Below are 13273 nucleotides of genomic sequence, written 5' to 3' on the forward strand. Positions count from 1 at the left end.
GGCTGGCTTGACGCAGTTTTCCGCGTCGCCTGGTTTTGTCTCATCAATCAAAGTGCCCCACCATTCAAAATCGCGATCGCGCGGTCCGCGTCCTCGTCCGTCAGTCCGACATTGTAATCCGTGCGAACGAAGCAGTCTGGCGGCGTCCCGAAAACCGGGTCGTCGTCGATAACCACGAACCGATCGCACTCCGTCGCGCTGTCCAGGTAATGCCGAATCTCGGTCCAGCGCTCGCTTTCGAGCATCTGCGGACCTGGACGCCCTTTGGGGATGTCCGTCACATCGATCGTGATGCCGATGACGCGCTTGCGATGCGCCTGGAGGCCATGGCGCGCCAGCAACGCCCCCAGATACTGCGCGTACCCCTGCGGACAAGTAGAAGAGCGCCACGCCGAAGAAATGACGATGTACGCGTCCGTCTCCCGGACGATGCGGTTGACGCGCAGGACGGCGGCGGGATCGATCTTCCCCAGGCACCACGCCAGGCGGTCGACGTGGAGACGCGGCTTGTTTTTGTAGACGTCGCCCTCCATCCAAGCGACGGAATTGAGAACGCCGTCGAAGTCGAGAAAGATCAGTTTCTTCATATCGTCACCGAAGACGCCACGAGCGCCAGCGCGTCCTGCATGTCACCCAGCTGCTCTGAATACATGTACTCATACTCCTGGCCGCCACCGAAACAGAACGTCGCCAGAGCGAAGCATGGAAATTCAACGGGCGGTTGCCCATTCTCCGCGCCGAACTGACTGTGCCAGAACTCGTAATCCGCCGCCGATGTCAGCAGCGCCCAGCCGTGAATGATACGAAGCGGGTTCATTTCTGTGGACCTCTCTTCTTTCGTCGCTTGGCAGTCCCGTACATCTTGTGAATGATGATTGCCTGTGCCGTGGTGACATAAGTTCCGTTACATCCGCGGTAAGGCATGATCTGGCGCTTCATTTTTGCGTTTCGTCTTTCCCAGTCTGATCTGCATCTATCGCCATTCGATATCCGTCAAACCAGAAAGACCGTTCTTTGCCGTCCTGGTATGGGTTTTTGTCCGCGCCCAGTCTCTTCTCCCCTGCGTCATAACCCTGGTTGTAGGCGGTGTATGGATGATGGATGTCGTCCTGGGCCGGATTATCAGCGTAGGCCGTCAACGGGTCGAGATGACTACTGTCCCTCACCGAGACGCTTTCCTCCAGCCGCCTCGCGCCGACGTCGTCGATTGTCGCCTTGATCGGCGCCAGGGCCGTGTCCGCCGCCTCCCGGTAATCGCCCCACGCCTCGCGCGCGGCTCCGGTGGCGTCCTGGAGGCGCTCTGCGGCGGCTGGGTCATTCGGGGACAACTTCTTGCGGCCAAGGGCGGCGGCGTGGGCGCCGCGCGCGAGGCGCATCCTTCGCGAAGCGCGCTCTAATTTATTCGGTTGTTCGTCCATCGGAGTCTCCATATTTGGCAAATATCAATTCCTCAACTTGCATCCTCAGCTTTTGGAAACCGAGTTCAAGTTTAGGATCATTGTTCTCTTGGGGCATAAAGGCGGACCCCCAGCCGCAAAGCGCATCCATCAAGTCATAGCAATCATCAGGATCTAAGTCGATGCCGTTTTCAATGAAGTGCGCGTATTCCCCTTGTTTAGCGTAATCTGAGAGGCAGTGGTAAAGTCGGACGCCACAAACAACGCAATGCTCAGGATTATCGTACTCAAACCCAGCGCTAGAGTTTATCCAGAGATCTTCAGGGACGGCGATAGGCGTATATGGCGCGGCAACAATTCCGCGCTTTATGAGTTGCTCTTCCTGATATTCTTCAGCGCATTTCAGACAATGGCAGACGCCTGTTTCATCAAAGCACTCAATCCAGTAGAGATATTCGATTTCCGCGCGCTCCGCGAAAGGCTGGATCAGAGCCGCCAGCAAAGTCGCCTCAGAAGTGCGTGTATATACTTGCGTCATCGCTTTTGTCCTCGTACACTGACGGCTTTTTCAAGCGCTATCTTTGCGTACCACAATTTATCTTCAGCTTGGCGTAGTCGAGATTCAACGTCTTTCTGCTCTTTGCGGATTCCGACAATATCTTCTTCTAAACGCGCGATATTCTTTCTGATCTCCCGCGCGGCCATCGACTTGCGCGCCCTGATCCGCAGCTGCCGACGTGTCAGGGTGATCATAGCATCCATCCGCCTACGCCATGCCAGATTGGCATTCGGCGTACCGCACTGATCCACCAGATCAGCGAGCGAGCGGTTGATATAATCGTCAACTTCATCGCCGCCCGAAACGACCAGGTGAGCAAAACGTCCGCCCATTCTGTTTCGCAGGTGATCCAGATCAAGCGCCTGGTTCATCGGATCACTCCTTCAGGGCGGAGGATTTCTCCCCCGCCCCTTCCCCGTTTAGTACCGTGTGTCGCGCAGGTCGTGGATGTCCATTTCCTGCTGGGCGGCGATTTCCGCCTGCTTGTCCGCCTGCTCGCCGCAGATGGTGCAGTTCTCGCCGGCGTCGATGGCGCTTTGGCAGAAGTTGCAGATCACCAGTTCGCCGGTGACGAGCATGGAGAGGACGATCCCTTGATCGATGGCGTCTTCGTCCGCCATGTTCTCCATCACCCACCTCGTCGCGTCTTCGATTGTCATTCTTCGCTTTTCTCCTTTCGGTTTCGGGCTTGCTCTGGAAGGTCCGCCCTGTTTGTCTTACGTATATATAATAGCATAAAAATTATGCTAAGTCAAGCATTTCGGACACACTTAGCATAAAAATTATGGCCTTTGCCGGGATTGTGGTAGAATGGAAACAGCTTCCTTTCGGGAGCCGCGCTGGCGGCGCTTGCTCTGGAACAGTAAAGTCCCGCCGCCGGCGTATCAATCTCGCCTATGCGATTATTGATCGATCAATAATTTGAGCGCCTTGCAATTGACTTAGCATAATATTTATGCTATTATAAAGTCATGGCGAAGAACAAGCGCGACAACGCATACAGTCTTTCCGTCTATCTGACGGAAAAAGAGCATGAGGCGCTATCGAATTACTGCAATGAAGAGGGTTCGACGTACGCAGCGGCGGTTCGTACTGGGTTAAAACTGCTCACTGATCCCAGTATTAAAGCGGCCGTTCGGAGGGCGTTGCTGGAGAGTGAGGGGTTGCGCGATGGGACAGACTAAAGGGTACTCACAATGAAGATGCCGCCAATATCACGCGGATTAGTTTGATATTGGCGGCGTTGTGCTCTAAGGATAAGGGTGAGTAATCGTGCATTTTTTGCACCTGCCCATAAGCAATTGCTTATACCAAAGCCCGCAAAACTGACAATGACTTCTAAAAGATTGGGCTCGAACAAGCTTCATCCTACCATCGGGCAGCATTTTATAGCCCAATCCTTCCAGTGTTTCCTTGTTCACACCATCCGGTAATTTGTTTGACACTCCTGGGGGCCTCCCTTTACCCCCGCTCTTCGGCCTCGTCTTCTGAAACGCCTCAAAATCTGCCTCTTCAACGGCGAATGCGCGCGGCGTAATCTCTACTAACGACACCTTGGCGAGCTGCATCGCCCTCCGTGCGCTTGGACCTGAAACCCCCAGACGTTCCCCCGCCTCTGCCATGCTGATCAATCCCATGTCCGATTATAGCACAAGAATTTATTTTACGCTACATAGCGCATTATATTGACAAATAATGCGCTATGTAGTACAATATATACATCAAACAAACAGTTTGCCCCGGCGGATGCTACCAACATCCCCAGGGCGTGACCGATCAGAGGGAGCCGATCGATGCCTAATTATACACCATTGCCCGATGCTCACGACGTTATGGCTGCCGACCGCGCCGCTGTCCTGAACGCGATGCCGATTGCCTCGGACCCGTTTCCGATGCCCACGGTGCAGGAGGTGCTGCGCACATATCGCTTCGCGGCGTACGAGTGGCGCACCTTCCAGACGTTCGACCGCCGCGCGCTCTCCTGGTCCATGAGCGTGACGCACCCGGCCGATCCGACCAGTCATTTCATCGTCATGTTCGAAGCCGTGAGCGGTGAATGGACCGTGCAGTATCCCAGCCGCCGCAGCCACCACGGCCCGGTCATCATCGAGGCGGCCCGGCGCAAATACTCGCAGCAGGCGAATTAGGAAAGGCGGCCTCTGTGGAATTCCTGAAATCATCACTTACGGCGCCGCCTCTGTCGCGGGACGGCGTCTACTACGCGCTTCAGCATATCGAGAGCGGGGAGTATATCTGCCTCCTCCAGGATGGGATCGATCACCTGGCGGTCTTCTCCGTACCGGACGGCGCGCGGCAGTTTCGCGCGCTCCTGGGCATCGACGATCATGTAGACGTTGCTGCGGTCACTCCCAGCAATGTGCCGTTCAATTATTATTGGTATAACGGTGAAATGATCATCTTGTCAACGCCTCTGTCATAGATTGCAATAATAACAAATATGATTGCAATAGCAACAAATATAAGGAGTTATGACCATGTGTGAGAATTCGTATGGGATTGATTTGAAGGGTATGACCGTCTCCCAGGAGATGACGACGCCTAGCCGGCCTGGCAAAAAGCCTCGCGCGGTCTGGATTGTGCGCGGGACGACGGGCGCACACACGGCGCTGCTGAAATCGCTCGGCGGACGGCTCTACCATGGCTCCTGGTCGTTCTGGGAGGATCCTTCGGAGTCGCTCGCCGAGGCCCTGGCTGCTGGCGCGGAGCCGACTTTCGCCGAGGTTTACGCACAGGAGCAAGAAGCGCTGCGCGAGCGCCGCCTGGCGCGCGCGGATCGGCTGGAGGACTGGGCAGGGAGCGCCACGAAGAAATCGGAGGCGCATTACAAGGTCGTGCGGCAAACCGGCGACATGATCCCGCTCGGGCAGCCAATTCTGGTCGATCATTATTCTGCTCCGCGTCACCGCCGCGACATCGGCCGCATGGACAGCAACATGCGCAAATCCGTTGAGAACGCGGACAAAGCGGCGAATCATCTGGGGAAGGCGGCGCGGCTACGCCATATGGCCGAGGATGCGCCCAAATCTCCCACCTATATCAACAATCGAATCCAGGAAGCCAAAACGCAAATCGGCATTCTGGAGCGCGCGCTGCAAGGCAAAAGCTATGTCCATAGCGCGCCGCGTGAGATCAGCGCCGAGGCCCGGGCGCGGTACGAGGGTCTTCTGGCTCTGGAGCGGGAGAAGCTCACATACTGGCAGGAGCGCCTTGAAGAGAGCGGCGGCGCCCGGTTTAGCAAAGCGAACATCGCGAAAGGCGACAACGTAAAGATCCGCGGATCCTGGGAGAAAGTGGCGCGCGCCAATCCCACGACCGTCAGCGTCGTAACGGGCTATTCCTGGACGATGAAGTACGCGTATGCCGAGATCCAGGACCATCAGCCAGCAGGGACGGAAGCCAAGCCGGCGGGAGACGAAGCACAGGCGCAAGGCAGTGAATCGCAAGGTGAAGGGAGCGAATCCCGGTGATCCAAATCGCTCCTATCGTCAATACCGCCGCTCTTCCAATTTCCATTGACGCCGATGTTGCCGCGCTGCTGGGGCTCAACGCCCCGGTAGCAGTCGGAGTGAGCGGCGGAAAAGATAGTGCGGCCGTCGCCTTCGCGACGTTCGATTATCTGGACACTATCGGTCATACCGGAAAGCGTCTGCTCATTCACTCGGATCTGGGATCGGTCGAGTGGCGGGATTCCCTCCCCGCCTGCGAGCGCCTGGCGGACCGTCTGGGCGCCCAGCTTGTCGTCGTGCGCCGCGCGTCCGGCGGCCTCATGGAGCGCTGGGAGACGCGCTGGCGCAACAACGTCGATCGATACGTAAACCTCAAATGCGTGAAGCTGATCCTGCCCTGGTCGACTCCCTCCATGCGCTTCTGCACGAGCGAGCTCAAGACGGACGTCATCTGCCGCGAGCTGGTCCGGCGCTTCCCCGGCGAGACAATCCTTTCCGTCTCCGGCATTCGCGCCGAGGAGAGCGCGCAGCGGGCGAAAGCTCCGATCAGCAAGGCGCAGGAGAAACTGACCAGCAAAACGCAGGACACGCGCGGCCTCGACTGGCATCCCATCCTCTCCTGGACGAAGGCGGACATCTTCGCCTACCTTCGCAGCAAGGGCTTCGATCTTCACGAGGCGTACACGCGTTACGGAGCCTCGCGCGTGTCCTGCACCTGCTGCATCATGTCTTCGGAGGATGATCTGCGCGCGGCGGCGAGCTGCGCGGACAATCACGAGATTTACCGCCGCATGTGTGAACTGGAGATCGTTTCCACATTCTCCTTCCAGGAGCGCGGATGGCTCGCCGACATCGCCCCGCACTTGCTGACGCGGGACCAAATCCAGCGCCTGGCGCGGGCGAAGTCGGCGGCGCGGCTGCGGGAGACGGCCGAGGCGCGAATCCCGGCGCATCTGCTTTATACGAAGGGCTGGCCGACTTGCGTACCGACGGATGCCGAGGCCGACCTGCTCTGCACGGTTCGCGTGACGGTGGCGGCTACGCTGGGTCTTGACGTGCTGTATACCGAGCCGTCCGCGCTGATCGGGCGCTACGGAGAACTGATGGAGCTAAAACCGAAATGACTACAACGTTCGCTATGAAAATGAAGGACATCCGAATCGCCGAGGCGGAGCTCGCAGGGGGCATGGATTGCGATTGCTGCTGTCCACTGGCGCAAGTGATGAACCGCACGACCGGCAAAAACCAGTGGTCCATCGGTGTCTGCGACGCCGTAAATATATATACCGGTGAGCGGTATCCATTGCCAGAAAATGCACTCAAATTCAAGGAACGATGGGATCGCGATGGTAAACCGAAACCCATAACCTTCAATCTCGACATATTGTCATAATCGCGTAGAAAGTAGGATTATTTATGTCACAATCAGAGACAAGCGAGCAGGTGAGCACCCGTGTCGAATTCTATTTTGCTGGGGAAATGTACCCGGTGCCGAGGGTGCCGGAGTCGATCTGGCGGGTGGCGCGGGCAGTGAAACGATGGATCAAACGACGATGAATAACACGGAATTTCGGACTGGCGATGTTGCGGTGACGCCTTCGGGCTTGCAGCTGGAGGTAAAGGAGATCCACCCCTTCACGGGCAACGGGCAGTTTCTTGCTCTCGAACCGCTGCCTGGACAGCGGATGGAAAAGAACTTGTACTCCTGGTGCCCTGCCTATGATTACCGAAAGCTGGAGCCCGGCGAGAAAGTAAAGAAAGCGCCCGCGCGCGGCCTCGCCGACATGGAGCCACCCGCGTATCAAGAATACTGAGGCACGTCAACCAAAAAAGCCCGCTCTCCCGTTTCGGGAGAGCGGGCGAGATCATTCAAGAATTTAAGCTCAACCAAAATAACAGAATTGAGATTAGGGCAATAGTGGCATCGTTGAAACTACGGCAACGGTAACGTAAGCGTATGATCCAACGCACTATCCTGAGGGAAGCTTACGCTGGGAATACCGACTCCCCGCTTCGCGAATTTGATGGTGGTTCCAGGATCAAAATTGGCAATTTGGATATGAAGGTCTTGATTAGCTGCTGCCGGCGCAACACCTTGCGCGTTTACGGTGGCAAAGATTTCTAACAAGGCTCCCTCATTGCCGGTAAAAATTAGTTTGTTTTCCAGTGGCTTGTCAATATGACCTCCATGAGGAAAATCGACGCCGATCAACGGGCCGAAAGATGCATTTGTAAGTACAATGTCGGCCTTACCGACAATTGTGATGGCGAGATCAATCATGCGCTAACCTCCAGCGAGACGATATGTTAGCATGTATTTGACAAAATATGAGTAATTCCTGCGTGATATTTTACGCAGGCAAAATATCACGCAGTTATCATTTAGAAGCCGAACGCCGCTTTCAGATTTGCTTTGAACTCAGCATCCGCGATGGCCTTGATCTGCGCCGTCTGCGCATCGGTGAAGCCTGGATCCGGTGTGACGGCCGCCGCGCCCGCCCCGACGCCGCCGGCCACGGATCCGCTCGTTCCCGTCCCGTTTGTACCCGCTCCGTTCGTCACGGGAACGGTGGCCGCTGGCGCGGCGACGTCCTGACCGGCGATCCAGGAGGCGTAATAGCCCAGGATCGCGGCGCCCGTGTCGGTCGGCGTGAAGCTCGCCCCGTCCACGGATTTCACCAGACCGATGCTGTCCTCAACGCCTTTGATCGTCCATGCCCATGCCATGACGCCGCGCAGATTCGGAATGGTCTGTAGCGCCTGATGGAACTGAGGCGAGCCGTCATTGTACTCTTCCAGCAGCACGGGAATCCCCTGACCTGCCTTCGCCGTGAGCTGGGACGCCGGCAGGTACGCGTGCCAGCCGTAGAAGTCGACTCCGTCGATGGGATCCGCGCTGGCGGCGGTCATGTCCTTGGAATAGCCCTCCGCGTCCACGACCACCGTCGTCTGCGGATCGATCCCTTTGATGGCCTGGGCGATCGGCGCCGCGACCGCCTTCCACGCCGCCCAGGTGGCGTATCCGTGCGGCTCGTTGAGGATGCAGAGGATAACTGGCATCCCTTTGTAGGTCGTCGCGAGCTGCGTATCGAGCTGCTGGAGCGCCGACGATCCGCCACTCGGCATATCCTGCGGCCCAATCTCCGGGATGACGCCGGCGGCGAGCATGTTCTGCACATCCTGATCCACGCGGTGCTGATAGAGCGCCGAGCCCAGGTACTTATCTGCGTCGAACGAAAATCGCAGGACCTTCAATCCCGACGCCTTCAGCAGCTTAAAATTGCCAACGGTGTCATTCGCCGCCGCGCCTTTGGTAGCGATCGCGTTGCCGAAGTCGCCCCCGAGGAAGAAGGAGCGGCCAGGCAGCGGCGCGAGCGCGGCCGCGACGGACGGGTACGCGGAGGGATCCGCCTTGACAATCCAGGAGCCGCCGCCGATCTCGAAATCGGCGCCCGGGTAGATCCACGCGCCAAGCTGCGTCCAGGCCGTGTTGAAGACGCCGCCCTGGAGATTGTAGATCCCCGCCCGCGCCGGCAGCGCCGTCACGAACTCCCCGGCGAGGCTCTCGATGCTGTCTCCCGCCACGGTGGCCGGCGCGAGGTAGAGCGCTCCGGCGGCCGGCTTTGCGCCGGCGGCGAGCGGTTTGTGGACGTAGATCTGCGCGAAACCCCCGCTGCCTTTGACCATCGCCCAGACGTCCTGCGCGCCGGCGACTGGCTCCTGGAGCGTAAACGGCACATGCAGCTTCCCATCCGCGCCGGCGGCGGGCGCGCCGATCGTCATAACCGGAGCGGTGACGCGCAGGTGATTGGTGCTGATGACCAGGTTCGTGGAGGGAATGGCAAAATCGATCGCGCCCTTGCCGGAATAGTTTGTGCCGGCCGGGAACAGCGTTCCCTTCCCGGCGCCGTAGTGGCCGGGCGGCAGCGCCTGGGTGAAGCTGAAGGTGTTAACCGATCCATCCGGATAGATCGCGGCGGTGACCGACGGGCCGGGATTGACGGTGACGTACGCGCCTGTGTCCTGGTTCTGCAAAAAGAGCTGGACGTTGTAGTTTCCGCCGGCGCTGCCCAGCGCCGTATCCGCCTCGATCGTGAATGTCGCGGCGGCGAAGTCGGCCGTGGCCGTCACATTGGTTTTGGAGAGCGTCACCGCAGCGCTCTGGGCGCGTAAGCTCGGCGCGAGGCAGAGGACCAGCGAGGCGAGCGCGGCTGCCGCGCCCCACCGGGCAAAATTGAAGCGTGGGTATTTCATCGGGATTCCTTTTTAATCGGATTGCAGTAAACACGGCTTGCAGTAAACACGGCTTGCAGTAAACACGGCTTGCAGTAAACACGGCTTGCAGTAAATGATGCATGCAGTAAAGACTGAGTTCAGTCTTTACTGCATGCTGCTGGGGCGTTTGGCAAGGATGCAACGTCCCTAGGCAAGGATGCAAGGTCGTCAGGCGGCGCGGAAGGCGGTGAGCGCGTTCTTCCACTCGGTTTCGTGGTCGACCACGGCGGCGTCGCCTTCGGGATCGAAGACATAGACGCTGAAGCTCTTGATCTGGCGCGCTTTCAGCGTGGCGAGCATCTGCGTGTTGTTGATTGTGGGGACCAGCGCCTGGCCGGGGCGAGCGCGGACGACGGACGCGCCCTCGGACAGCGCGCCGGAGAGGATACTGGCGGCGCTGCGCGTCCCGCCCGGCTCCAGATACGCCTGGGGCTGAAAGGTGGCGCAGTGGATCATGAACGCGCGAAACGGGAACTCCGGATGAAGCTGAGGACTCCAGAACGAGGAGAGATGCAGATTGACGCGGTGACCGGTCGCCGCGGCGATCCGGCTCATCAGCTGATGGACCGCCGCGATGCACGCCGGTTCGCCGTGCGCCGCCGCGAACCTTTCCCATTCCGCCTCCGCGTCGACCACGAGCTCGGTGACGCCGGCGGGAATACTCGCCGCAATGGATTTCACCTGGTCCGCGATATTGTCGGGGTAGACGTAGCACCATGCCGCGACGGGGAGATTGATCGTCTTCGCGTCCTTCAAGATCCGCTGCGCGTCGGCGACATGATACGGCGAGCGGCCATCATCGACTTTGACCAGGATATCATCGAAGCCCATCGCCTGGACATCGTGCAGGTTGCCCAGCATACGCGAGGTCAGATGCGCCCAGAGGCCGATCCGATTCGTGAAAAAAGCCGTCCCCGTCGGGGCGGCCACTTTGGTAGCCATTCGATTGTCCTTATATTGACCAGCTATTGAAAATTTGGGAGGAGATTTTTACAGCGCTCAGTCCGTACTGCAAATCGATTTACTGCATACGATTAGATCATTGCCTGAGCGCCCGAAGTCGCTCAATCCCCTTCGCGTAAATCTCTGGGTCCTTCTCGATGACGATAGCGCGGCGTCCTTCCTGGATGCAGGCAACTGCTGTTGTCATGCTCCCAGCGCAGCTGTCCAGTACGAGATCGCAGGGGTTGGTGTAGGTGCGGATCAAGTATGCGAAAAGGTCCACGGGCTTTTGTGTCGGGTGGATAGTTCCTTGATTTGGATTCGCAAACGACAAAATAGACCTTGGATAATTCGTAAACTCCCGGTCGTAACTCTTTACGTGAGAAGGCCGGTCTGTAATAGCGGACCCTTTGCGCATTTTAGGGTTGGGACGAAATTCGCGTTTTGGAGAATGAACTAGCCCTTGTGGGATGTAGATCATCCGTCGGGGACTATTGTTTGCCGTAACACCAGGGGAAAAGACGCAACATTCCTCCACATCTCGAAGAGGTTTGTTCTTCGCATTAACGAAATCTGATGGGCGACTTTTCTGCCAGTACCAGCAATATTTGAACCAATCAAAATTTGACATCTGGAGCAGCGGAGTGAACTTTCCTGCGGATGTCAGAACGATGGCTCCGTTCGGCTTGATGAGCCGTCTATACTGCTCCCAGAGCGGCTCAAACGGAATGACAACGTCCCATGCGCAGGAAGTAGACCCATACGGCAAATCGCACAGGATCATATCTACCGACCCGTCAGGAATCAGCTTCATAAGTTCCAGGCAGTCGCCCTGCATGGTCTGGATATTTTGGTCGCCCATATGACCTCCTAGTTGTCGGCGGGGTTATGGGCGAGGAACAGCGTACGAACGATTGCCTGCGCCTTCGCCGAAGGCTGCCAGAACAGGTAAGGCGCGTTGCTCAGTAGTCCGTTTTTGCCGGCGAGCCAGGAATGCGCCTGATTCCGGAGGGATTCCTTCATCGGCACACCGCAGTAAACTGCGTGAATGTGGCGCGCGTCCTTTGTCGGCCAGTGGTCACGGCCTGGATCCCTGTAATAACAGGCGAAACCTTCCAGGGACAGCGCCGTCAGCAGGTATTTGACACGCTGGTCGTTGAGGTCCTGAATATGGAGATCCGTCGCGGCGGAATATTGATGTCCGTTGTCGAGCGTCGTCTCCGGTTTGTGTTCCCCCGCCGACGCCTTGGCGAGGCCAATGGTCTGTCCGATCATGGCGCCGGTGACGCCAGCGCGGCGGAAGGCGTCGGACGCGCCCTGGGAGAGGCCCGCTTTCAAAAGTGGCTGCATATGAGTTTCTTTCTGGAGGGTGAATTTTTGGAGTCGAGAATCATCGCCATTACGGTATGCGTAATGGCGATGATTGGGGTCAGCATTCTTCGAGGTAACCGTTACGCAGAAACCCGTGGTAGTTTCCGCACATGATGGATCCCGCGCCGGCCGCGCAGGTGTCGCCAGCTTTATCGACATTGATCTCCGGAGGTACGCCGTGACGGACCCAGCATCGATGCCCCTTGTCGTCAGGACGCGTGCAGTTGTTGGCGCGCGAATCGATCACCCACTGCCCGCCCGGCGTCTGCACGGAGAGTGTGCGACCATCGAGCCCGACCCCGTAGAAGTCGGTGGCGTATTCAGAATCGAGATACCACATCATGCCGGGTTCGCGCGGATGGCTGAGCGTCGTCAACTCGCCGGTGTCTGATCGGCAGTACACACTCTGGACGAAAAGCTGCCACTCATCATTGGGCAAAAATTCATATCCACATTCGCAGTGCGTTGGCCAGCGTGGATCGTCGTGCGGCCAATTGTCACCGCAATCCTGTGGCGAATGCACGTCGTCCAGGTGTATCATCGCGTTATGGAAGTGATCGCCCTCGGACTTGCGGAAAGAGTAGCGGCGCAGGAACCGGCGACAAGAGCCAGTCGGCTCTACAAGAAAGCATTTGATTCGGGTCATGGCGGCCTCACGGGCGAAACAGCGAGCGGACCGCCAGCACAAGGACGGCGGCCGCGAAGAGGATGGCGAAGGTCATGGGTTTATCCCAGCCTTCGCGCTTGTCTTTGGTTTCGCGAGGTGGATCTTGGATCCCGCCGGCATACTGGACGCAGGTACAAGAAGATCTCGCCTCCAAAATCTCTGAGGCAGCCAGACAGGATACGGCAAAACATGAACGCCCAAAATTCCGGTGTGGTGGAGTTTGCATAAAGGCGTCAAATTGGATTCTTGCTCGATCCACTCCAGGAACTGCTCGTCGGTGGTCACCCCGAATTCGGGATAAAGCTCCTCGAACCGAGAGAGGTCGACTCCGTTCGCCAGGGCGAATTCCACGGTTGAGTGGTGGAGCTCGATCTGCTGGGTTGTCCCACAAATCCAGCACTGAAGCTTTCCAAGCGCCTTCAGCCGGTCGTGCGCGGCATGGAAGAACTTGTAATGAGGATCGGTTTCGCGCGGCTCGTGAGACGGATAATGCTCTTCAATGTGAAGCGTCACGGTCTGCGTGTGCGCGGCCGTGACGTTCCCGCAGGGTATCGCGCTCGTCTGAGCCGTCAGTGTGATATCTTCAGACATGGGA

At 58.0% G+C, this 13273-nt stretch carries 20 protein-coding genes; 7 read left to right on the forward strand and 13 right to left on the reverse strand.

All coding sequences use genetic code 11. From position 1 onward, the window contains the following. Window positions 1–47: 47 nt before the first annotated feature. The 6 genes from D5261_RS27345 to D5261_RS27370 all read right to left on the reverse strand — a co-directional run bounded on the left by D5261_RS27345 (window position 48) and on the right by D5261_RS27370 (window position 2615). Complete coding sequence (locus tag D5261_RS27345; RefSeq protein ID WP_119318987.1) at window positions 48–587, reverse strand: HAD domain-containing protein; 540 nt, start codon at window positions 585–587, stop codon at window positions 48–50. Further along, the gene (locus D5261_RS27350) at window positions 584–817 is read right to left on the reverse strand and encodes a hypothetical protein (RefSeq protein ID WP_119318986.1); all 234 of its coding nucleotides are present in this window, start codon (window positions 815–817) and stop codon (window positions 584–586) included. The genes D5261_RS27345 and D5261_RS27350 overlap by 4 nt, the downstream gene beginning before the upstream one ends. 118 nt (window positions 818–935) lie before the next feature. Beyond that, window positions 936–1418, reverse strand: coding sequence for a ribosome modulation factor (locus tag D5261_RS27355; protein WP_119318985.1), 483 nt, complete (start codon window positions 1416–1418; stop codon window positions 936–938). Next, entirely contained in the window at window positions 1399–1935 is a 537-nt protein-coding gene (locus D5261_RS27360; protein ID WP_119318984.1) for a hypothetical protein, read from the reverse strand. The genes D5261_RS27355 and D5261_RS27360 overlap by 20 nt, the downstream gene beginning before the upstream one ends. Next, window positions 1932–2327: a hypothetical protein gene (locus D5261_RS27365; RefSeq protein WP_119318983.1), complete on the reverse strand. Its 396-nt coding sequence runs from the start codon at window positions 2325–2327 to the stop codon at window positions 1932–1934. Before D5261_RS27365 ends, D5261_RS27360 begins: the two co-directional genes overlap by 4 nt. A 48-nt stretch (window positions 2328–2375) precedes the next feature. Continuing rightward, window positions 2376–2615 (reverse strand): hypothetical protein, encoded by a 240-nt coding sequence (locus D5261_RS27370; protein WP_119318982.1) that lies wholly within the window; start codon window positions 2613–2615, stop codon window positions 2376–2378. Between the two features lie 312 nt (window positions 2616–2927). Between D5261_RS27370 and D5261_RS27375 the strand changes: the two genes are divergently transcribed. The 7 genes from D5261_RS27375 (at window position 2928) to D5261_RS27405 (ending at window position 7237) form a co-directional block, all read left to right on the forward strand. Continuing rightward, window positions 2928–3140, forward strand: a complete 213-nt coding sequence (locus tag D5261_RS27375; RefSeq protein WP_119318981.1) for a hypothetical protein — start codon at window positions 2928–2930, stop codon at window positions 3138–3140. A gap of 609 nt (window positions 3141–3749) precedes the next feature. After that, entirely contained in the window at window positions 3750–4103 is a 354-nt protein-coding gene (locus D5261_RS27380) for a hypothetical protein (protein ID WP_125205742.1), read from the forward strand. A 14-nt stretch (window positions 4104–4117) separates the two neighbouring features. Then, complete coding sequence (locus D5261_RS27385; protein WP_119318979.1) at window positions 4118–4396, forward strand: hypothetical protein; 279 nt, start codon at window positions 4118–4120, stop codon at window positions 4394–4396. Between the two features lie 55 nt (window positions 4397–4451). Further along, window positions 4452–5444 (forward strand): DUF3560 domain-containing protein, encoded by a 993-nt coding sequence (locus D5261_RS27390; RefSeq protein WP_165863854.1) that lies wholly within the window; start codon window positions 4452–4454, stop codon window positions 5442–5444. Then, on the forward strand, window positions 5441–6547 hold the full coding sequence (locus tag D5261_RS27395) for a phosphoadenosine phosphosulfate reductase domain-containing protein (RefSeq protein WP_218025442.1): 1107 nt from the start codon (window positions 5441–5443) through the stop codon (window positions 6545–6547). Before D5261_RS27390 ends, D5261_RS27395 begins: the two co-directional genes overlap by 4 nt. Then, the gene (locus D5261_RS27400) at window positions 6544–6816 is read left to right on the forward strand and encodes a hypothetical protein (protein ID WP_119318976.1); all 273 of its coding nucleotides are present in this window, start codon (window positions 6544–6546) and stop codon (window positions 6814–6816) included. The genes D5261_RS27395 and D5261_RS27400 overlap by 4 nt, the downstream gene beginning before the upstream one ends. A 160-nt stretch (window positions 6817–6976) precedes the next feature. Next, entirely contained in the window at window positions 6977–7237 is a 261-nt protein-coding gene (locus tag D5261_RS27405; protein WP_125205741.1) for a hypothetical protein, read from the forward strand. A gap of 119 nt (window positions 7238–7356) precedes the next feature. Here D5261_RS27405 and D5261_RS27410 read toward each other — a convergent pair whose 3' ends face one another. From D5261_RS27410 to D5261_RS27440, 7 genes are all read right to left on the reverse strand, one after another. After that, window positions 7357–7704 (reverse strand): hypothetical protein, encoded by a 348-nt coding sequence (locus tag D5261_RS27410; protein ID WP_119318974.1) that lies wholly within the window; start codon window positions 7702–7704, stop codon window positions 7357–7359. 101 nt (window positions 7705–7805) lie between these two features. Next, complete coding sequence (locus D5261_RS27415) at window positions 7806–9677, reverse strand: cellulase family glycosylhydrolase (protein ID WP_119318973.1); 1872 nt, start codon at window positions 9675–9677, stop codon at window positions 7806–7808. Window positions 9678–9866: 189 nt separating this feature from the next. Next, window positions 9867–10640: a hypothetical protein gene (locus tag D5261_RS27420; RefSeq protein WP_119318972.1), complete on the reverse strand. Its 774-nt coding sequence runs from the start codon at window positions 10638–10640 to the stop codon at window positions 9867–9869. A gap of 97 nt (window positions 10641–10737) precedes the next feature. Continuing rightward, window positions 10738–11502: a DNA-methyltransferase gene (locus tag D5261_RS27425; protein ID WP_119318971.1), complete on the reverse strand. Its 765-nt coding sequence runs from the start codon at window positions 11500–11502 to the stop codon at window positions 10738–10740. Between the two features lie 8 nt (window positions 11503–11510). Next, entirely contained in the window at window positions 11511–11990 is a 480-nt protein-coding gene (locus tag D5261_RS27430) for a hypothetical protein (protein WP_119318970.1), read from the reverse strand. Between the two features lie 79 nt (window positions 11991–12069). After that, entirely contained in the window at window positions 12070–12450 is a 381-nt protein-coding gene (locus D5261_RS27435; RefSeq protein WP_125205740.1) for a hypothetical protein, read from the reverse strand. Between the two features lie 279 nt (window positions 12451–12729). Continuing rightward, window positions 12730–13269 carry a hypothetical protein gene (locus D5261_RS27440; protein ID WP_119318968.1) on the reverse strand — a complete coding sequence of 180 codons (540 nt, stop codon included), beginning with the start codon at window positions 13267–13269 and terminating at the stop codon, window positions 12730–12732. Window positions 13270–13273: the final 4 nt, after the last annotated feature.

Origin of the sequence: Capsulimonas corticalis, assembly GCF_003574315.2 — a bacterium.
GTDB lineage: Bacteria > Armatimonadota > Armatimonadia > Armatimonadales > Capsulimonadaceae > Capsulimonas > Capsulimonas corticalis.